This is a genomic window from Ensifer sp. R1-3 (assembly GCF_056739175.1).
The window spans coordinates 875,286-894,379 of the sequence record NZ_CP096515.1; the positions used below are offsets into that span (position 1 = coordinate 875,286).

General features: G+C 62.7%; 23 protein-coding genes. 4 read left to right on the forward strand and 19 right to left on the reverse strand.

From position 1 onward, the window contains the following. Positions 1-17: 17 nt before the first annotated feature. The 6 genes from grxD to M1D43_RS04215 form a co-directional block, all read right to left on the reverse strand. The gene (grxD, locus tag M1D43_RS04190; protein WP_003531377.1) at positions 18-353 is read right to left on the reverse strand and encodes a Grx4 family monothiol glutaredoxin; all 336 of its coding nucleotides are present in this window, start codon (positions 351-353) and stop codon (positions 18-20) included. Positions 354-517: 164 nt separating this feature from the next. Next, positions 518-760 carry a hypothetical protein gene (locus M1D43_RS04195; protein WP_013844493.1) on the reverse strand — a complete coding sequence of 81 codons (243 nt, stop codon included), beginning with the start codon at positions 758-760 and terminating at the stop codon, positions 518-520. A 7-nt stretch (positions 761-767) separates the two neighbouring features. Next, the gene (locus tag M1D43_RS04200) at positions 768-1,001 is read right to left on the reverse strand and encodes a BolA/IbaG family iron-sulfur metabolism protein (protein WP_003531391.1); all 234 of its coding nucleotides are present in this window, start codon (positions 999-1,001) and stop codon (positions 768-770) included. Positions 1,002-1,126: 125 nt separating this feature from the next. Further along, the gene (gene purL / locus M1D43_RS04205; RefSeq protein WP_153314906.1) at positions 1,127-3,358 is read right to left on the reverse strand and encodes a phosphoribosylformylglycinamidine synthase subunit PurL; all 2,232 of its coding nucleotides are present in this window, start codon (positions 3,356-3,358) and stop codon (positions 1,127-1,129) included. A 395-nt stretch (positions 3,359-3,753) separates the two neighbouring features. Next, complete coding sequence (locus tag M1D43_RS04210) at positions 3,754-4,344, reverse strand: acyloxyacyl hydrolase (RefSeq protein WP_153314910.1); 591 nt, start codon at positions 4,342-4,344, stop codon at positions 3,754-3,756. 91 nt (positions 4,345-4,435) lie between these two features. After that, positions 4,436-5,854 carry an aminotransferase-like domain-containing protein gene (locus M1D43_RS04215; RefSeq protein ID WP_153314912.1) on the reverse strand — a complete coding sequence of 473 codons (1,419 nt, stop codon included), beginning with the start codon at positions 5,852-5,854 and terminating at the stop codon, positions 4,436-4,438. A gap of 175 nt (positions 5,855-6,029) precedes the next feature. On the opposite strand from M1D43_RS04215, the gene M1D43_RS04220 reads away from it, so the two are divergent. After that, positions 6,030-6,179 (forward strand): DUF1127 domain-containing protein, encoded by a 150-nt coding sequence (locus tag M1D43_RS04220; protein ID WP_017263638.1) that lies wholly within the window; start codon positions 6,030-6,032, stop codon positions 6,177-6,179. Between the two features lie 101 nt (positions 6,180-6,280). Here M1D43_RS04220 and M1D43_RS04225 read toward each other — a convergent pair whose 3' ends face one another. From M1D43_RS04225 to purC, 4 genes are all read right to left on the reverse strand, one after another. After that, on the reverse strand, positions 6,281-6,688 hold the full coding sequence (locus tag M1D43_RS04225) for a hypothetical protein (RefSeq protein ID WP_028010898.1): 408 nt from the start codon (positions 6,686-6,688) through the stop codon (positions 6,281-6,283). Positions 6,689-6,793: 105 nt separating this feature from the next. Continuing rightward, positions 6,794-7,465 (reverse strand): phosphoribosylformylglycinamidine synthase subunit PurQ, encoded by a 672-nt coding sequence (gene purQ / locus M1D43_RS04230; protein WP_153314914.1) that lies wholly within the window; start codon positions 7,463-7,465, stop codon positions 6,794-6,796. 81 nt (positions 7,466-7,546) lie between these two features. Next, positions 7,547-7,789, reverse strand: coding sequence for a phosphoribosylformylglycinamidine synthase subunit PurS (purS, locus tag M1D43_RS04235; RefSeq protein WP_318853871.1), 243 nt, complete (start codon positions 7,787-7,789; stop codon positions 7,547-7,549). A gap of 18 nt (positions 7,790-7,807) precedes the next feature. Beyond that, positions 7,808-8,572: a phosphoribosylaminoimidazolesuccinocarboxamide synthase gene (gene purC, locus M1D43_RS04240; RefSeq protein WP_003531407.1), complete on the reverse strand. Its 765-nt coding sequence runs from the start codon at positions 8,570-8,572 to the stop codon at positions 7,808-7,810. Between the two features lie 228 nt (positions 8,573-8,800). Here purC and M1D43_RS04245 point away from each other — a divergent pair, with 228 nt between their 5' ends. Beyond that, complete coding sequence (locus M1D43_RS04245; protein WP_003531408.1) at positions 8,801-9,115, forward strand: DUF1476 domain-containing protein; 315 nt, start codon at positions 8,801-8,803, stop codon at positions 9,113-9,115. A gap of 64 nt (positions 9,116-9,179) precedes the next feature. Here M1D43_RS04245 and M1D43_RS04250 read toward each other — a convergent pair whose 3' ends face one another. The 7 genes from M1D43_RS04250 to M1D43_RS04280 are packed head-to-tail and all read right to left on the reverse strand — an operon-like array spanning position 9,180 to position 15,629. Then, positions 9,180-10,238 carry a 4-oxalomesaconate tautomerase gene (locus M1D43_RS04250; protein ID WP_003531410.1) on the reverse strand — a complete coding sequence of 353 codons (1,059 nt, stop codon included), beginning with the start codon at positions 10,236-10,238 and terminating at the stop codon, positions 9,180-9,182. A 23-nt stretch (positions 10,239-10,261) separates the two neighbouring features. Next, entirely contained in the window at positions 10,262-10,768 is a 507-nt protein-coding gene (locus M1D43_RS04255) for a tripartite tricarboxylate transporter TctB family protein (RefSeq protein ID WP_153314917.1), read from the reverse strand. Beyond that, on the reverse strand, positions 10,765-11,754 hold the full coding sequence (locus M1D43_RS04260; protein ID WP_014526839.1) for a tripartite tricarboxylate transporter substrate binding protein: 990 nt from the start codon (positions 11,752-11,754) through the stop codon (positions 10,765-10,767). The genes M1D43_RS04255 and M1D43_RS04260 overlap by 4 nt, the downstream gene beginning before the upstream one ends. Positions 11,755-11,779: 25 nt before the next feature. Beyond that, positions 11,780-13,297: a tripartite tricarboxylate transporter permease gene (locus M1D43_RS04265; RefSeq protein WP_153314920.1), complete on the reverse strand. Its 1,518-nt coding sequence runs from the start codon at positions 13,295-13,297 to the stop codon at positions 11,780-11,782. A gap of 1 nt (position 13,298) precedes the next feature. Further along, the gene (locus tag M1D43_RS04270; RefSeq protein ID WP_153314922.1) at positions 13,299-14,183 is read right to left on the reverse strand and encodes an NAD(P)-dependent oxidoreductase; all 885 of its coding nucleotides are present in this window, start codon (positions 14,181-14,183) and stop codon (positions 13,299-13,301) included. A gap of 40 nt (positions 14,184-14,223) precedes the next feature. Then, positions 14,224-14,898, reverse strand: coding sequence for a 4-carboxy-4-hydroxy-2-oxoadipate aldolase/oxaloacetate decarboxylase (locus M1D43_RS04275; protein WP_003531418.1), 675 nt, complete (start codon positions 14,896-14,898; stop codon positions 14,224-14,226). Further along, entirely contained in the window at positions 14,895-15,629 is a 735-nt protein-coding gene (locus tag M1D43_RS04280; RefSeq protein WP_027990662.1) for a PIG-L deacetylase family protein, read from the reverse strand. Before M1D43_RS04280 ends, M1D43_RS04275 begins: the two co-directional genes overlap by 4 nt. 112 nt (positions 15,630-15,741) lie before the next feature. Between M1D43_RS04280 and M1D43_RS04285 the strand changes: the two genes are divergently transcribed. After that, positions 15,742-16,980: a LysR substrate-binding domain-containing protein gene (locus tag M1D43_RS04285; protein ID WP_498814108.1), complete on the forward strand. Its 1,239-nt coding sequence runs from the start codon at positions 15,742-15,744 to the stop codon at positions 16,978-16,980. Between the two features lie 26 nt (positions 16,981-17,006). Here the strand turns inward: M1D43_RS04285 and M1D43_RS04290 are convergent, their stop codons facing one another. After that, complete coding sequence (locus tag M1D43_RS04290; RefSeq protein WP_003531424.1) at positions 17,007-17,561, reverse strand: RBBP9/YdeN family alpha/beta hydrolase; 555 nt, start codon at positions 17,559-17,561, stop codon at positions 17,007-17,009. Between the two features lie 161 nt (positions 17,562-17,722). Between M1D43_RS04290 and M1D43_RS04295 the strand changes: the two genes are divergently transcribed. Next, positions 17,723-18,532, forward strand: coding sequence for a DUF2189 domain-containing protein (locus M1D43_RS04295; RefSeq protein ID WP_003531425.1), 810 nt, complete (start codon positions 17,723-17,725; stop codon positions 18,530-18,532). Between the two features lie 73 nt (positions 18,533-18,605). Here M1D43_RS04295 and M1D43_RS04300 read toward each other — a convergent pair whose 3' ends face one another. Further along, the gene (locus M1D43_RS04300; RefSeq protein ID WP_003531426.1) at positions 18,606-18,911 is read right to left on the reverse strand and encodes a PilZ domain-containing protein; all 306 of its coding nucleotides are present in this window, start codon (positions 18,909-18,911) and stop codon (positions 18,606-18,608) included. Between the last annotated feature and the right edge of the window lie 183 nt (positions 18,912-19,094).

Sequence of the window (19,094 nt, forward strand, 5' to 3'; positions counted from 1 at the left end):
GATGCGGTTCGGAAGTGTCAGGCGGCGCCCTTGACGGAGATACCCTGTCCCTGAAGAAGCGACTGCAACTCGCCAGCCTGGAACATTTCCCGCACGATGTCGCAACCGCCGACGAATTCGCCCTTCACATAAAGCTGCGGAATGGTCGGCCAGTTGGAATAATCCTTGATGCCCTGGCGCAGATCGGCATCGGCGAGCACGTTGATGCCCTTATAGTCGACGCCGACGTAATCCAGGATCTGCACCACCTGGCCGGAGAAACCACACTGCGGAAACTGCGGCGTTCCCTTCATGAAAAGAACGACGTCGTTGCTCTTGACCTCGTTATCGATGAAATCGTTGATTCCGCTCATCTCGTCTTCCTTCCTGCGCCGGTTTCAAGGACCGGATATCGATTGGGGTCTAGATAGCACGCATGGACGTGGTTTTCACCACCCAATCGCAAAATTATTGATGGTCCCTCAAAGTTCGGCTTCCGCACCACTCTCGGGGCGGGATGAGGCTTAGAACACGTGATCTAGGCCGAGCGGCGGCGCAGTTTGCTCCGGGAAGCCGCGGTCCGGCGACGGCTCACCTGCTTCTTTGCCGGTTTACGGAAGGCCGCCTCGACGATGTCAGCCAGTATGCCGCCTGACTTGGCTTTCCTGCTTCGCCGTTTCGCCCGCTTGGCCGCGGTTCCGGTCGCTCTGGTTTTCTTGAGGATCTCTTTCAACGCGCTGTCAACGACCCCGCTTACGAGCTCCTTGATCAGGTCGGCCATTTCCGTCTTACTCCGGCGCGCTGGTTTGAAGGGCAAGTGCATGGAGTATGCCGCCCATGTTGCCCTTCAAGGCATTGTAGACCATCTGGTGCTGCTGCACGCGCGTCTTGCCACGAAACGCTTCGGCCACGACTTCGGCGGCATAGTGGTCGCCGTCACCGGCCAGATCACGAATCGTGACCTTTGCGCCGGGAATCCCGGCCTTGATCATGTCTTCGATATCGCCTGGTGCCATGGGCATGATACGCCAACTCCCTTGTTATTCTTGCGGCGCGGCCGCATTGCCGCCGCCCGCTATGAGCTCAAGGGAAACACGATTCAGGGGCCGAAGGCAAATGCTGTTTCGGCCGCCTGCCGGCCGGCGGGTCAATTGTCCGGTGCGAGATCGCCGCCCATGTAATTGGGGAACCACGCTTCATGTGCGGAACGCAATTCATCGACGGATACGGGCCTGGCGTCTCCGAGCTGCACCGCATTCCCGCCTGTCCTGCCGATCACCGGCAGCGCAACGCCGGCGGCTTTTGCACGTGCGGCCACCGTCTCGGCCGAACCCTCGGCCACGGTTACGACATAGCGGCCCTGGTCTTCGCCGTAGAAGACCGGGATCGGGTCGTGTTCCGCAGGTGCATCGATCGTCGCGCCGATGCCGGAAGCGATGGCCATCTCGGCGACGGCGAGCGCAAGTCCGCCCGAGGAACAATCGTGTACGGCCGTAACCAGGCCGTCCTCGATCAAGCCGCGAACGAAATCGCCGACCTTGCGTTCATGGCCGAGGTCGACATGCGGCGCCGGACCGTCGGTGCGGCCGTGTATATCGCGCATGTAGACCGACTGGCCGATATGCGTTCCCCAGCTCTCCGGAGCGCCGGCGAGCAGGATGCTTTCGTTCGCCGCCGCAAAGCGAATCCGCGCCATCTTCGACCAGTCGCGGACGAGGCCGACGCCTCCGATGGTGGGGGTCGGCAGGATCGCCTGGCCGTTGGTCTCATTGTAGAGCGAGACGTTGCCGGAGACGATCGGGAAGTCGAGTGCCTGGCAGGCTTCGCCGATGCCTTTGATCGCATGGACGAGCTGGCTCATGATCTCCGGCCGTTCGGGATTGCCGAAGTTCAAATTATCGGTCGCGGCGAGCGGTAGCGCGCCGGTCGCAGTCAGGTTTCGCCAGCACTCGGCGACCGCCTGCTTGCCGCCCTCGAACGGATCGGCTTCGACATAGCGCGGCGTAACGTCCGAAGAAAAGGCAAGTGCCTTCGTCTCATGGCCCTCGACGCGGATTACGCCGGCGTCGCCGCCCGGCAGCTGCAGCGAATTGCCCTGGATCAGCGTGTCATATTGCTCATAGACCCAGCGGCGCGAGGAATTGTTGGCGGAGCCGACGAGCTTCAGAAGCGCATCGGAAACATCAGCCTGCGGGACGTCGTTGGTGGCGAGCGGCGAGGGTGCCCTTGCCGGCGTCCAGGGGCGGTCGTATTCCGGCGCTTCGTCGCCGAGCTCCTTGATCGGCAGGTTCGCCACTTCTTCGCCCTGGTGCAGGATGCGGAAACGCAGGTCGTCGGTGGTCTTGCCCACGATCGCGAAATCGAGGCCCCATTTGACGAAGATCGCCTTGGCTTCCTCTTCCTTTTCCGGGCGCAGCACCATCAGCATGCGCTCCTGGCTTTCGGAAAGCATCATCTCGTAAGCCGTCATGCGCTCTTCGCGCACCGGCACCTTGTCGAGATCGAGTTCGATGCCGAGATCGCCCTTGGCGCCCATTTCGACGGCCGAGCAGGTGAGGCCGGCAGCGCCCATGTCCTGGATCGCAATGACCGCGCCGGTCTGCATCAGCTCCAGGCAGGCTTCGAGCAGGCATTTCTCGGTGAAGGGGTCGCCGACCTGAACGGTCGGGCGCTTCTCCTCGATCGACTCGTCGAACTCGGCCGATGCCATCGTCGCACCGCCGACACCGTCGCGTCCGGTCTTGGCGCCGAGATACACGACCGGGAGGCCGACGCCTTCCGCCTTCGAATAGAAGATCGCGTCGGTCTTGGCGAGCCCCGCCGCGAAGGCATTGACGAGGATGTTGCCATTGTAGCGCGCGTCGAACTCGACTTCGCCGCCGACCGTCGGCACGCCGAAGGAATTGCCGTAGCCGCCGACGCCTGCAACGACGCCCGAGACGAGGTGGCGGGTCTTCGGGTGATCCGGCGAACCGAACCGCAGCGCGTTCATCGCCGCTACCGGACGCGCACCCATCGTGAAGACATCACGCAGGATGCCGCCGACGCCCGTTGCCGCTCCCTGGTAGGGTTCGATGTAGGAGGGATGGTTGTGGCTCTCCATCTTGAAGACGACGCAGTCACCGTCGTCGATGTCGACAACGCCGGCGTTCTCGCCAGGGCCCTGGATGACGCGCGGCCCCTTGGTCGGAAGCGTGCGCAGCCATTTCTTCGAGGATTTGTAGGAGCAATGCTCGTTCCACATCGCCGAGAAGATGCCAAGCTCCGTAAAGGTCGGCTCGCGCCCGATCAGGTTCAGGATGCGTTCGTATTCGTCGGGCTTGAGCCCGTGCGAGGCGATCAGGTCCGGGGTGATTGGGCGGGTGTTGGAAATCGTCATCGTCGACCGTCAAATCCTTCGGGCGGCGCGCAACCCTCGCTTCAAGGGAAGGCGCGTGCGTACCGCAACGTAACAGGGGCGCTTTGCGGCTTCTTTAGCCTATGCTGCGGCGCGGCGCGACAGAAAAATACGGTCGATCAACAGGGCGGCAGCCCGGATTTCAGCCAGGCGGACCGGGGCTCTAGATCACGATGTTTTCAGGTCGGGTCGACCTGAGTTTATGACGGCTGCTGCGAGATAGATGATGGCGTTGAGGCTCTCGTGGGTTTGTCGGCGTTCAGGGCGGTGCGGACAAGATTGCCGAGCGCGGACTTGGTCTGGCTGGATCCCTGTGACGAGCACAGGGATGAGGAAATCAAACAAGTAGCGGCGGGTATCCCAAATCTCAACAGGCCTTAGAACGTGTAGCCCAGCATCAGCCCCGCACGCGTGAGCCCGTCGTTAGGGCCGTCGCAGAGGTTGGCATTGGACGCATGCTCGACCGTGGCCGAGAGATTCCAGTGGTCGTCGAACCGGTAGCCCGCGGCCGCATATTCGCGAAACAGCAGCCGGCAGCCGAGTTTCGGTCCGTCCGATCCATCGTCATTGAGATCGCCGTCATGCACCGTGGCGCCGGCGCCGAGCTCGATGAAGAAGCGCTCGGTGATGTCGGCATCCCAACTCAAGCCGGCGTAGATCTCGCTCGCGCCGCTCGACGAGGTCGCGACGGAGGCGCCGGCATGGATCCGCGGCCGCAGGATTTTTTCGGCAAGGCCGTTTGCGCTGCCGGCGCCGAGCGGATCGAAGAACACTGTAACGGAGGGGAAAACCCCGTCCTCCTGATTTGAGCCGTCGCCGATCGAGGTCGTTGCGCCGAACCGCAATTCATCGAAGACATTTTCTGCTGCACCGGCCTGAGAACTACCGATGAGTGCGCTCGAAAGTGTCAGGGCTGCTGCAATGAATGTAAGCGGTCCCCGACCTGCAAACGAGCGGAAATCTTTCATGCTCAAACCTTCCAGTGCGAATCAATCTCTGCGGGATCAAAAGCAAGAGTAGATTGCCGAGGCTTGCGCGAAAGTCACCTTTAAAAACTAATCAATCGAAACTGTCGTATCCGGCCCGCCCGCTGTCGAGAAGCCGGCGCAGTATTTCGAAGCCTCTTCGCACCTCGGATCGTTCGATGGGCGAGGAGAAACCGACGCGGATACGATGGAAAACCCGGTCGGAGCGTCCGGCCTTGAATTCATCCTCATCGTCGATGAGCACGCCCTCCTGCAGGGCGGCCTGCTTGAAGGTTCCGGAAAGCCAGGGCTCGGGCAGCTTCAGCCAGAAAAACGGGATCTTCGGATGCGAGTTGAAATCGAAGCCCGTAAAGATCTCGCGCGCCAAAGCTTCGCGTGCGCCAATTTCCTCGACGCCGCGATTGCGCAATACCGACGCCGATCCGGAGAGGACCAGACGGGCGCAAAGCTCCGCGAGAATGAAAGGCAGGCCGCCGCTCACCATCTTGTGGGCGACGCGGATGCGCTGGCTGAAATGCGGCGGGCAGGCGACCCAGCCGCCGCGTACGCCGGCAGCAACGGACTTCGAAAGACCGCCGACGAGGAAGGTCCGCTCGGGCGCTAGTTCCATCAGCAACGGGAGCGGGTCTCCGGTCATGGAACCGTAGAGATTGTCCTCGACCAGCCAGACGCCGTATTTGCGCGCGATGACTGCGATTGCCCGGCGCCGGTCGAGCGGCATGACCGCGACCGTGGGGTTCTGCGCGCCCGGCATCAGAAAGGCGAGTTTCGGGTGCTGCTGGGCACAGACACGCTCGAAATCTTCCGGCCGCATCCCGAACTCATCACTTTCCACCAGCGCGATCCGCCGGCCGATGAGGCCGGCGCTGCGGCTGATCTGGGAATAGGTCAACGTCTCGAATGCGATGCGGTCGCCGGGGGAGGTGACGGCCGAGATCACCGCGACGACGGCGGCATGAGCCCCAAGCGTCGGAACGACCGTTTCCGGCCCCGGCCGGAAATTGCCGCGTGCCAGCCATTGAGACCCGGCCTCGAACCAATGATCCGGAAAGTTGCGGGCATAGCTCGCAATGTCCCCGTGATGCTCGCGGCTGATATCTCCAAGCAATTGCGCCAGAATGTCGCCCTGTCCGATATCAGGAGCGGCGGTGCTGTCGAAGCGGAGCTTGCCGGCTGGGGCTATGAGCGGGCGTGTCCCTGAAAGCGACGTCGTCAGCGGATCCGACTGCTCCGGCGGCCGGCTTTCCGGATGATCGAGAACGTAGGTGCCGCGGCCGACCTCGCCGCTGACGAGACCACGTTCGCGCACAATGCCGTAGGCACGGCCGATCGTGCCGATCGTCACGCCGACATCGAAAGCGAGATTGCGCTGGGGCGGCAGCTTCGTACCCGCGGGCAGGGTGCCGTTGCCGATCGCCTCTTCGATCTGGTCGGCAATGCGCGCGTAAAGCGGCCCGTGACCTTGTTCAATGTCGGGAAGCCAAGTTGTCATAGTGACAATTCTCTATATTGCGCGACATTCTGTGTCAATTATCTCTAAGGCAGCAGATGCAATGCGAGCAATGGTGATGACAATGGGTGCAATTGATGCAATTCGGCCCTCGGAGCGAAATCCGCGGCCACCGGCCCGCTTCGGCATTGATTCACGATGTGGCGCGGGAAACGTGTTGTCGCGGCTTTGGCAGCTTTATTGCGCGCTCGCGTCCAAAAGGCGCAGCCGGCTGGCGCTCGACGAACTGAGCACGCATCTGCTCGACGATATAGGCGTGAGCGAAAAGGAGGCGCGGCGCGAGTCGGCCGTCCCTTTCTGGCGGTAGGGTGTCCGGCAAATGTTTCCTCCCTCACCCCTGAGAGACACGGGAATGAGGGCAATGAGAGCGTCGCCACGCGGAAGGTGGCGTTGCCGAAGATGGTCGGATCAGCTGCAGCCTTTGCCGCCGGCGGCCCAGCGGCGCACATCCGCGGCGATGCGCGTCCCTACGGGCTCGCTCATCAACGGGCCGAAGGCCTGCAGGCGGGCGGGTTGACCCTCGGCCTCGACCACGGCAAGCGGGCGCGATTCCGGTGATTTGCGCGGGACAATCAGGATGCGCGGGCGTCCGGAGAAGGAGTTGAGTTCGGGGGCGAGGCGATAGGCTTTGAACGCCGCATCACCCGACTTGAACCAGCAGCCGCTCGCGCCGAGAGCGACGCGCTCCATCGTCGGCAGCGCCGCGGAATTTGCGGCCGGTGCGGCGGGACGCCCCGACTGGCAAGCGGCGACAAGCGTCAGGCTTGACGCAACGCAGGCGAGCGCAAGGGAACGTCCGTTGAAAATGGATGACATAGGAGGTCTCGCGGAACTGGTGGCGAACGCCGCCTTCCAGCGGCGACCGGAGCAATTTCAAAAAGTACGAAGCGGTTTTCCACCCGTATTGCTACATGACAAAACTTAAGCAGCAATTACGTCCAGCGCGGAGGCGAAGAGTCCTCGGCCGTCCGCGCCGCCATGAGCGGACTCGATCAGGTTTTCCGGGTGCGGCATCATGCCGAGCACATTGCCCTTCGCGTTCAGGATGCCGGCAATGTCGTTGACGGAGCCGTTCGGATTGGTTCCTTCGGCATAGCGGAACACGACCTGGCCATTGCCTTCGATTGCCTTCAACGTTTCAGCATCGGCGAAATAGTTGCCGTCATGGTGGGCGACGGGGCTGCGGATCACCTGGCCCTTGGCGTAGGCGCGGGTGAAAGCGGTGTCGGCGTTGACGACTTCGAGCTTCACCTCGCGGCAGACGAACTTCAGCGAGGCGTTGCGCATCAGCGCGCCTGGCAGGAGGCCCGCCTCGACGAGGATCTGGAAACCGTTGCAGACGCCGAGTACGCGCACGCCTTGCTCTGCCTTGGCCTTGATCGCCTGCATCACCGGCATGCGTGCAGCGATCGCGCCGCAGCGCAGGTAGTCGCCATAGGAGAAGCCGCCGGGAATGACGATCAGGTCCACATCCGGGATTTCGCTCTCGGTCTGCCAGACGGTGACCGGCGCCTTGCCGGAAATCTTCGTCAGCGCCGCGATCATGTCGCGGTCGCGATTGAGACCAGGAAGCTGAACGACGGCGGACTTCATGACGTACCTATCTTGCCTTTGCCCCCGGCATATAAGGATTTCCGGGGCTGTTTCAACGCAGTGCAATGGCCGCCCCCGCCGTCAGGCGAGGGAGATGCTGTAGTTTTCGATAACGGTGTTGGCGAGCAGCTTTTCGCACATGGCCTTGAGGTCGGCTTCCGCCTTGGCCTTGTCGGCGGTTTCGAGCTGAAGATCGAAGACCTTGCCCTGCCGCACCTGGCCGATGCCGCCAAAGCCGAGGGCGCCGAGCGCGCCTTCGATCGCTTTGCCCTGGGGGTCGAGAACACCGTTCTTCAGCGTCACGGTTACGCGTGCCTTGATCACTTTTGCTTATCCCCGAAATTACTTGACCAGCACCGGACCCGAACCGCGCGGCGGCTCGTTTTCATTGATGATGCCGAGGCGGCGGGCCACTTCCTGATAGGCTTCGACAAGTCCGCCCATATCGCGGCGGAACCGGTCCTTGTCCATCTTTTCCTTCGTCTCGATGTCCCAGAGACGGCAGCTGTCGGGGGAAATCTCGTCGGCCAGGACGATGCGCATCATGTCGCCCTCATAGAGGCGGCCGCATTCGACCTTGAAGTCGACGAGCTGGATGCCGACGCCGAGGAAGAGGCCGGAAAGGAAATCGTTGATGCGGATGGCGAGCGCCATGATGTCGTCGAGTTCCTGCGGGCTCGCCCAGCCGAAAGCCGTGATGTGCTCTTCGGAGACCATCGGGTCGTCGAGGGCGTCGGCCTTGTAATAGAATTCGATGATCGAGCGCGGCAGTACGGTGCCTTCCTCGATGCCGAGGCGCTTGGCAAGAGATCCGGCAGCAACATTGCGCACGACGATCTCGAGCGGAATGATTTCCACTTCCTTGATCAACTGCTCGCGCATGTTGAGGCGGCGGATGAAATGGGTCGGAATGCCAATCTTGTTCAGATGGGTGAAGATGTACTCGGAAATCCGGTTGTTGAGCACGCCCTTGCCGTCGATGACGTCATGTTTCTTCTTGTTGAAGGCGGTGGCGTCGTCCTTGAAGAACTGGATCAGCGTGCCCGGTTCCGGACCCTCGTAAAGGATCTTGGCCTTGCCCTCGTAGATACGGCGGCGACGATTCATGGATCTGTCTCTGTGGTTGTTGGCGCTCTTGGGAGGCGCATTGGGAATTTTCTCAGCGGGTCCATATCCGAAAAGAAGACAATTAACAATCGGCGTGTCTTTCCATCCCCGGATTAGATTAGGCTATCATGAAAGTCGCCGAAGGCGAAAAGGCGCATTGCACTTTCGAGAGCCTTTTGGTTTATGCGATGGTGCTTCGGGCAGTATGTTTTTGAGGGAGATCGATTGATGACCACGATGCAGGATCGCGAGAAGGCTTTCGAGGCGAAGTTCGCACTGGACGAGGAGTTGAGGTTCAAGGCGACCGCACGCCGCAACAAACTGCTTGGCCTTTGGGCCGCCGGTCTGCTCGCCAAGTCGGACCCGGAAGCCTATGCGAGCGAAATCGTCGCCGCGGACTTCGAAGAGGCCGGGCACGAGGACGTCGTGCGCAAAATCAAGACCGATTTCGATGCGGCCGGCGTTGCAATATCCGAAGACGACATTCGCGTCCGCATGATTGAGTTGCTCTCGGAAGCGGTCGCACAGCTACAGAAAAACTGAACCGATACCTCCATGCCGCCGCCCGGCAGAGACCGGGCGGCGTTTCTTTGTGCCGCGCCCGCTGTCATGCGAAGACGCGACCATCGAAGAGCTTTCGCGCGGTGCGCAGAAACGAGCATTCCTCCACGCTGCCGGCGTTGTCGAGCCGAAGCAGGATTTCCATACGTCCCGTCGGGTGCTCGACGGCCACGGTCTTTTCCTCGCCCTCCGGCAAAATGGCCAGGGACGCTGCGGGACTGTTTGGCAGCAGGCACGCCGTGGCCACGCTGAGTGCGCCAAAGACGCCGATCGAAGCATGTACGCGGTGGGGAATGAAGCTGCGGGTCATGATGGCGCCGCCATTCACCGGAAGGGCGACCAAGGTCATCTTGGGTACGGACTTTTTCGTGACGTCGCCCAAATTCATCAGCGGTCCTGCGGCGAGGCGGATGCGCTCGATACGCGCCTTGACGGACTCGTTCGCCTCGAGCTCTTCGCGGCTCTCATACCCCGTCAGGCCGAAATCCGCCGCCCGCATGACAACGACCGGCATTCCGTTGTCGATCAGCGTGCAGGCAACACCCTCGATCTCGTTTGCGGCCGAGCCGGTCGGCAGCAATGCGCCACAGCTTGAACCGGCGGCGTCCGTAAAGGTCAGATAGACGGGTGCTGCGGGAGTCGGCACTCCGTCGATCGATGCGTCGCCCGCATAGACCGGTCGGCCGTTCGCGGTGCGGATGCGCGCGACAGCCGACTGGGACGTGTTCTCCATGTAGATTCGGATGGCGGTTTCGCCTTCCGCGGCTTCGACCAGCCCGCGCTCGACGGCAAAAGCGCCGACTCCGGCAAGTATATTGCCGCAATTCTGGCTGTCGCTTACCAGTGCCTGATCGACGAAGACCTGGAGAAAGAGAAAGTCTACGTCGAAATCGGGCCGCGCCGAGGCGCGAACGACGGCCACCTTGCTCGTCAGCGGATCGGCCCCGCCGATGCCGTCGATCTGACGCGGGTCGGGCGACCCCATGATGCGCAGCAGGAGCCGGTCGCGCTCCCCGGCGTCGGCGGGAAGATCGTCGGCGAGGAAATAGGCGCCTTTCGACGTGCCGCCCCTCATCATCATGCACGCGATGCCATCCGGCGTCATGTGTTCACTCCTGTCAGGTCGTTTCAAGGAAGAGGAAGCGCGAGCAGCTTGCCGAAGACCAGATAGGCGATCGCCCAGAAGCCGGCCCCGGTTGCGACCGCTCGGACCAGCGGTTTCTCGCCGGGAAAGAGCAGCGTCGCCACGCCCCCGCCGATTCCGAGGCAAAGGGCCAGCCCGATCCAGTTCGCGCCGAGACACACCGCGACGAAGAGAGCCATCAGGCCGCTGACGCGTGCAATGTCGACCCTGCCGTGCGTTCCGCCGAGATCGACGCCCCTCAGGACCTGAACGAGATAGACCGCCGACACGGCCGTACCGAAGACAGCAACCTGAATGGGCAGCGAACCCGGCCCGACATCGCCTCGTGAATGTCCAGCCGGCAGTCCGAGGCTCAACAGCAGGAAGCCCACGTTCCAGCCGATGCATACAAGGGCCGCGACGAGGTTTTGCCAATAATGCCCGTGCGGTGCCTCCCCGCCGTGCCCGGCGGAGAGGACATGTATCGAAGTACCCGATGCGTGATCGCTCATTCGACGTATCCGTTGGCCTTGAGGAATTCGAGCTGGTTGGCGAGGTCGCTCTGCGCCCGTTTGGTGAACTCCTCTTCCTTCCAGTCGGGGCTATCCTGGAACTGCTCGGTCTGGAACTTCTTCCAGTCCTCGGATGCGGTCACTTTGTCCACTGCAGCCTGGATGGCGCCGACGGCGTCGTCGGGTGTTCCCGCCTTTACCGCGACACCGCGCCAGATCGCCCCCTCGATGTCGTAGCCCTGCTCCTTGAACGTCGGTACGTCGGGCAGGAACGCGCTACGCTCGTCGGTCGAAACGCCAAGCAGCTTGATCTCGCCGCTTTTGACCTGCGCAAGGCCGGTCGATGGCGTCATCATGGCAGCATCGAGGTGCTTGCCGAGGAGGCCGAGCGTCACCTTGCCTGACGCGTCATGCGGGATCCAGCCGCTCTCGAAACCGCCCTTCTTCATGAGCTGGTACAGCATGTACTGATGAAAGCCGCCGGGCGCATGGCCGCCGACCTTCAGCCCGTTCGGATTGTCCTTCATGTATTTGGTGAAATCGTCGACGGACTTGAATTGGCTGTCGGAAAGCACCGCAAGCGAAGACGGCTCCGACTGCATGGCCCGAAGCAGGCGGAAATCCTCGAGTTCGAAGGGAATGAGCCCCTGGGCGATGCCGAAGGTCAGCGTTCCGGTGAGGACGAGGATGTTGTAGCCGTCGGCCGGCTGCGTCATGATCTGCGAGACGCCGACGGCGCCGCTCCCGCCCGGCCTGTTGTCTACCTTCACCGTCCACCCTGCCTCCTTTTCCAGGAGCTCGGCGAGCTTGCGGCCGTAAGTGTCGAGCGCTCCTCCGGCACCCGCCCAAACCACCAGCGTCACCGGCTTTTCCGGAAATTCCGCGGCGATCGAGTTCGCCGGTACGGCAAATCCCGACAGGGCGAGGGCCAGTCCCACAGCCGCGCCTGCCATGCGCGTCCCAAACGTTCTTCTTGTAATACTCATTTCTTCTCCTCCAGTTGGATGCTTTTCAACGGACGGTGCCGTCCGCCGTTTCTTCGGTCCGCGCACTGGCGCGGTGCGCCTGGATCCGCCGCCAAAGCGGCGTCAGCAGGCTGACGAGGCTCAGGATGAGGAAGATCAGGCTGATCGGATCGGTGACGAAGATCGTGTAGTCGCCTTGCGAGGACACGAGCGCGGTACGGTAGTTCGACTCCACCAGATAGCCGAGCACCATAGCCAGAATGACGGGGGCGACCGGGAAGCGGAGCTTCTTCATGAGATAGCCGACGACGCCGAAGCCGAGCATCAGATAAACGTCGAACATCAGGTTGCGGATGGCGAAGGCGCCGAGAACGGCAAAGGCCATGATGCCGACGGCGATCACCGCATCGGGCAGTCGCATCACTCGGGCCATGAGCGGCAGGAAAAGAGAGCCGGCGGCATATTGCACCAGCGACGCGATGATCGTACCGAAAAGAATCGCATAGACCAGCGATGGCGCCTCGTTGAAGAGCTGCGGACCGGGATGCAGACCGTGCATGATAAGTGCGCCGACCATGATTGCAGTCGTTGGGGAACCGGGAACACCGAGCGCAAGGAGAGGCACGAGTGCGCCGCCGACTGTGGCGTTGTTGGCGGCTTCAGGTGCCGCGATGCCGTTTGCGGAGCCATTGCCGAACTCTTCGGGATGACGGTCCCGGGCGCGGGCATAATCTCGGGCGACCCAACAGGCGATGTTGCCGCCGACGCCTGGAAGAATTCCGAGCAGCGTGCCGATGACCGAACCGGAGAGCATGGAGCGCCAGGTTTCCTTCCACAGCGCCGCTGACATGAAGACGTGGCCAACCTTGTCCTTGATGGACGGCGCCGACACCACGCGGCTCTCGACCATCGCTAGCGCTTCCGACACGGCGAAGAGGCCGATGAGTGCCGCCAGAAACGGTACGCCCTCATAGAGCTGGAAAAGTCCGAAGGTGAAGCGCGGCGTGCCGGCGATCGGATCTATGCCCACCGTCGCGAGCGCAAGACCGAAGGCCGCACAGGCAAGACCCTTCACCAGCGAACCGCCGGACAGTGCCGCGACCGAGCTCAGGCCGAATACGCCGACGGCGAAATATCCGGCCGGGCCGAACTTCAACGCCAGCGAGGCGAGCGGCATGGCCAGCAGCAGCAGCGCGAGCCCGCCGAGAACCCCGCCGACGGTGGAGGCCGTCAGTGAGATCGAGATCGCCTCGTTCGCCTTGCCCTGTCGAGCCATGGAATAGCCGTCGATCGCGGTCGCCGCAGCGGCGGCCGTGCCCGGCGTCGACAGGAGGATCGCGCTTATCGAGCCACCATATTCGGCGGAGGTATAGAGCGAGATCATCAGCAGCATGCTGAGCTCGGGGCCGAGATTGTAGGTGAACGGGATGAGCAGGCTCAATCCGATCGACGGACCAAGCCCGGGCAGGGCGCCGATGACGATCCCGAGCAGGGCCCCGGTGACGAGTACGGCAACTCCGGAAAGGCTGAAGATGACGCCGAGCGACTGTAAGATACCGTCCATCTCAACTGTCCCTCGCCAAGCGGCGTGCGAGCACCGGCACGAAACCGCGATAGCCGTCATTCACGGAGAGCCCCTGATCCTTCATCGCCGCATGGGCGGCAGCGATCGTCTCGCAGGCAGCCCGCGACATGGGGGCATTCAAGCCGAAGGATTCGATCGTTTCGGCCGCTTCGGTCATCTCTGTCACGCGACGGGCGCCGTGCTCGAAGGTTCGGGAAAGGTAATAGTCGGCGACGTTACGCCAGTCGAGACCGGGAAAGGTCTCTTGGACCGAATCGAGAATGCGCTCGGTAACGCCGGCCCGTTCCGCCGAGGACAGAGCTTCGATCAGCAGGGCCTCGACGCCTTTGATCATCACCGAACGGATCATCTTCAGCGACGAAGCTTGGCCCGGGGTCTCACCGACCGCTTCGAGGTTCATGCCGAGCGCGTTTAGGCGCTCCGCCACCTCGACGGCGCGCCTGCCCGCGACGAGGATCGGAACCTTCTCCGCATAGGGTGGCACACGCGCCATGACGGCGCCTTCCACGAAGCTGCCCTTCCCGGTCGCGATGGCGCCGGCTGCGAGTGCCTTGGTGTCGGGCCCGACGGAGTTGAGGTCGATGAAGACTGCCTCGTCGGAAAGATGCGGCGCTGCCGAGGCGGCGACGGCCTTCGTCGCGGCACCCACGACGAGCGACAGCACGACATCCGCGCAAGCAATGCCGGCCACGTCGTCGAGCGGTTCGACTCCGAGTTCCGACGCTCGTGCCCGCAGGGCGCCGGAAGCAGCCGGGTCGTTGAAGCGCAAATCGTAAGCGGCGAGCCGCGCGGCGTTCCGGCCGCCAAGCCCGCCGGCGATGGACTGCGCTGCCTCGCCGAAGCCGATGAATGCAATCGTGGTCATTCGTCCTCCCTGCAGAAATGGCTCCTGCGCCATCTCCCGCTCAATCGATATATTTCAGTCCTTTGGCGGCGAGTGCGCCGCGCATGTCGTAGATGTCCAGTCCCAGTTCGCCGGCGGCCAGCCGCTCACGCGTCTTGCGCTCCTTCTCAAGCCGCGCGCGCGAGGCCGCCACTGCTTGTTCAGCCTGCGCTTTCGGCACGACCATGACCCCGTCGTCGTCGGCGATGACGACATCGCCGGGTGCCACGGTGGCGCCTGCGCAGACGATCGGCACGTTGACCGAACCAAGCGTCGCCTTCACCGTTCCCTGTGCCGAGACGAACCGCGACCAGACGGGAAAGCCGATTTCCTCCAATTCGCTGACGTCCCGTACCCCGGCCTCGATGATCAGTCCGCGCACGCCACGCACCATGAGGGAGGTCGCAAGCAATTCGCCGAAATAGCCGGCGTCGCAAAGTGAGGTCGGTGCGACAACGAGAATGTCGCCTTCGCGGCATTGCTCGACCGCCACATGGATCATCCAGTTGTCGGCAGGCGGTATCGAGACCGTTACCGCCGTACCCGCCACGCGCGCCCCGCGCCAGACGGGCCGCATATAGGACTGCATCAGGCCGGTACGGCCCATCGCCTCGTGCACGGTCGCAACGCCGCACTCCGCCAGGGCGTCGGCAAGGCTTCTATCGGTGCGCTCAATATTCCGGTGAACCACGCTCATGCCAGCGCTCCATGGCCGAGGGTACCGGTGACATGCGGGAAGACGGCCTCGTAGGCCTCTCCATAGGTGATCTTGTAGTCGGAATTGCGCGAGGCCTGGACGCCTCGCTGGAGGGCGACACGGGTATAATATTCCCAGAGATGCTCTTGTCCCTCCATGCACTTGATCGCGGCCAGTTTCTTCTCCCAGACGTCGGTGATGTCGAGCAGGAAGTTTGGCTTCCAGTTGCATTGTTCCGGCTGGTGCGGCTCGAAGAGATAAACCGGCGGGGCGCCGAGTACGGGCGTGCCGGGCTTGTGCCCATGCGCCTGGGCTATGACACGCGCATGCTGGGCGAATTCGGTCGCCATCGGATGATCGAAGTTGTACGGGTCCTGCCGCGAGTGCGTCAGCATGAACTCCGGGCGTATTTCGCGGTAGAGCTCCACCAGCCGATCGAAAGCTTCCGGCGTCACCTGCATGGGATAATCGCCAAGATCGTAGAACAGGATATCGTGAACGCCGAGCGCCTTCGCGGCGTTCTCCGCCTCGCGCCGACGGTCCGCCTTCACGGTCTCCAGGGTCATTCCCGACTTCTTCCAGAGCTTCGCCGACTCGCCGCGCTCGCCGAAGGACAGGCAAACGACGGTGACTGCATAACCCTGTCTTGCGTGGGCCGCGATCGCGCCGCCAGCCCTCCAGACGAAGTCGGCCGAATGGGCGCTGACGACGAGTCCGGTCTTTTGATGCATATCCATGCTCCTTCATTCTTCGGAGTGGACACTGGCACCCAACAGGATCCGGGTGCTAATACGAAAGCCGAGCAGAGCTATAGTTTTTTTCGAATCTGCCTCTGGAGCAGAGATGATCGCAATGGATATCAACCTCCGGCATCTGCGGGTCTTCATGCAGGTCTGCGAGACGGGCAGCCTCAACCGGGCGGCCGCCGAGCTGCACATTTCACAACCCTCCGTCTCGGTTGCGCTGGCGGGTATCGAGCGCCGCTTCGGCGCGAAACTCCTGTCACGCTATGCTGCCGGCAGTCAGCCGACGGCGGCCGGCGAGGTTCTCTTGATGCGGCTTCGCCGCATGGAGAACCAGATCGCCTCGGCGCTGGCCGAACTCTTCGGCGTGAGTTCGCAGCGAGACCCGACGCTGGTCGCCAAATGTCTCGCCCGGATCGGCTTTCGGCAGATCGAGGCGCTGATCGCCCTTTCCGGCAGCGGTTCGATTACCGAGGCCGCGCGCAGCGGCGGCGGCTCGCCGGCAGCGCTGCACCGGGCCTTGCACGACCTGCAGACCAATATCGGCAGGGCCATCCTTATGCGCAGTCCGGCCGGCGTGGCGCCGAATGCGCTAGGCCGCCGCCTTGCGATCCGCTGGCAGGTCGCTCTCACCGAACTGGAGCAGGCTCTGGATGAAATCCGTGAAAACGAGGGGCGCATGGAGGGGCGGATCAAGATTGCAAGTCTTCCGCTTGCGCGCACCCTGTTGCTTGCGCGCGCCGTCAACCCGCTTATGGCGGCTCACCCGAATGCTCGGGTGGAAGTCATGGATGGCTCTTACGAGGCTCTGTCGCAGCAGTTGCGCACCGGCGCGAGCGACATTCTGATCGGAGCGCTGCGTTCGGGCAGCGACCTCGAGGGGCTGCGGGCGGAGCCCCTTTTCGAGGACCCCTATGCGGTCGTCGGACGATCCGGGCACCCGCTTCTCAACAGCGACGGCAAGGGCGCATCGCTTGACCAGCTCGCCGCCCAGCAATGGGTCGCCCAGCGGCCCGGCACACCTATCCGGGCCGCATTCGACGCGCTCTTTGCTGGTTGCCGGGATGCGCCAAGGGCGAGCATCGAGACGAGCTCGCTCGTTCTCACGCGTGCCATCATTCTGGAAAGCGACCGGCTGTCGATGCTCTCTCGCCGCCAGATCGCCATCGAGGAAAGAGAAAACCTTCTTGGCTGCGTTCCGGTCGCCGACGAGGTGCGCAGCCGGCTCCGGACGCGAACCATCGGTATCACCGTTCGGGAGAACTGGTTGCCGAGCAGGCTTCAGAAAACTTTTCTGGAATGCCTGCGCGTCGCGGCAGCGGGTCTCGGCCAGGTGTGAGTTCCGGTGTCCAACACGGACGTGCCTTACGCCCGCAGGCGGCTCAGGAACTGGGCGAAGACCATCGAGCCTTCCGGCCAGGGGCCGTGGCCGGACTCCGTGTTGATGTGGCCGGCGTCGCCGGCATCGACGAGCAGCGATCCCCAGGCGTTGGCGATGTCGCCGGCGTGCTCGTAGGAGCCGAAGGAATCGTTGCGGCTGGCCACCATGACCGACGGGAAGGGCAGGGGATCGCGCGGATAGGGGCCGAAGGTCATCAGGTGTTTCGGCCGGATCTTCGGATTGGCGACGTCCGGCGGAGCAACCAGGAATGCGCCGGCAATCTGCCGCGTGCAGTGAGGCAGTGCGTGGATCGCCGTGGCAACGCCGAGCGAATGCGCGACGATGACGACAGGCTTCTCAGCGGCGTTGACCTCCTCGATCATGCGCGCCACCCAATCCTCCCGCACTGGCTTCGACCATTCTGCCTGCTCGACGCGGCGCGCGGTCGACAGTTTGCGCTCCCATCGGGTCTGCCAATGGTTCGGGCCCGAGTTGGTGTAGCCGGGAACGATGAGGATGTGCGTTTCGGAAACCTTCATGATCGTCGCGATTTGAAGTCGAAAAAGGCCGAAGTCAAGGCGGAGGCGACAGAGGCCGCATTTTCTGTATAATCGCACTCACAGCCGCGGTTCGACAGCGGCCCATCTTTTACCGCTGTCGCGGGTCCGTGGCTGCTCTGGTTCGTTGAGGAGTGTGAGCCATGACAACCTTCCATGTTCTGTCGGGGGCAGATCCGACCGTCACGCATCCCGGCATACGAAAGATTGGCATTGCGGATGTGTTCGACGCGTTGCGTCTCGGGCTGGATGACTTCCGGGAAAAGCCGTCGCATTATGTTTTTCTGTGCCTCATATATCCAATCGCCGGCGTCGTGCTGATGACGTGGAGTGCGGGAGCGAACATGCTGCCGCTGCTCTATCCGCTCGCTTCCGGCTTTGCCCTCATCGGGCCTGTTGCTGCCATCGCCCTCTACGAGGTCAGCAGGCGTCGCGAACTCGGCATGGACGCGCGATGGCCGCATGCAATGCGGCTGCATCGCCATCCGGCAATCCCGTCGATCCTCGCGGTTGCCGCTGTCCTCTTCGTGATCTTCGTCGTCTGGCTGCTCGTCGCCCAGGGTCTTTATATAACCATGTTCGGTCCGACGCCTCCGGCTTCTATCTCGGAGTTCTGGACCAGTGTGACGACCACCGAGCAGGGGTGGAACCTGATCCTCGTCGGCAATCTCGTCGGATTCGTCTTTGCCGTCGTCGTGCTGTCGATCAGCGTCGTGACCTTCCCGCTGCTGCTCGATCGCGACGTCGGTGCGCTGACGGCGATGGAAACCTCCGTCAGAGCGACGCTCGCCAACCCGGTGCCGGTGGCCCTGTGGGGTTTGATCATCGCAGCCGGACTGGTGATCGGCTCCATCCCGATCTTCGTCGGTCTTGCCGTCATCATGCCGATCTTCGGCCACGCGACGTGGCATCTCTATCGCAAGCTGGTGGAACCTGTCGGGGCGGCGCGATAGCGTCTCTCGAGCGGGGCGTTGGACGGCAGCAGCCCTCAACGCCCCGTGCCTCGATCCGGTCCTTCACTCAAGGTCAGCGAAAGAACTTGTAATAGGACGAGATCTGGGCCGCCGTGTTCGAGGACAGGTTCAGCTTGATGCCGATCCTGTCGCCGCGAGCCCAGCGCACCATGCCGGAGAGAAAGCCGAGCTCCTCGCTCCGGATCGTCACTTCCTGGCCGGTCCGGGCGCCGATATCGAAGAGCAGCCTGAAGCAGATGCCTTCGTCGGAAAGATCCACCACAATCCCGTTGGTCGAACCCGTCTTGCAGGTGACGGTTCCGGTTATCTTGGTCTCTTCGCGCGAAGAGGCACGCTGAACACTGTCCTTGTAAACCATGGTTTCCTCGAAACCTGATTGAGACAGCTGCAATCTTCACATGGAGCACCTAAAGGAACGCTAAAGACTTGGCCCGCATTTGAGCGAAGGACGTCAAATGCGGGCCATGGAAGGACGCGCGCCAACCCGGGATAGGCGGTTTCTGTTCTACAGCGCCGCGCGTCTTATCAGACGCGCAAAGGT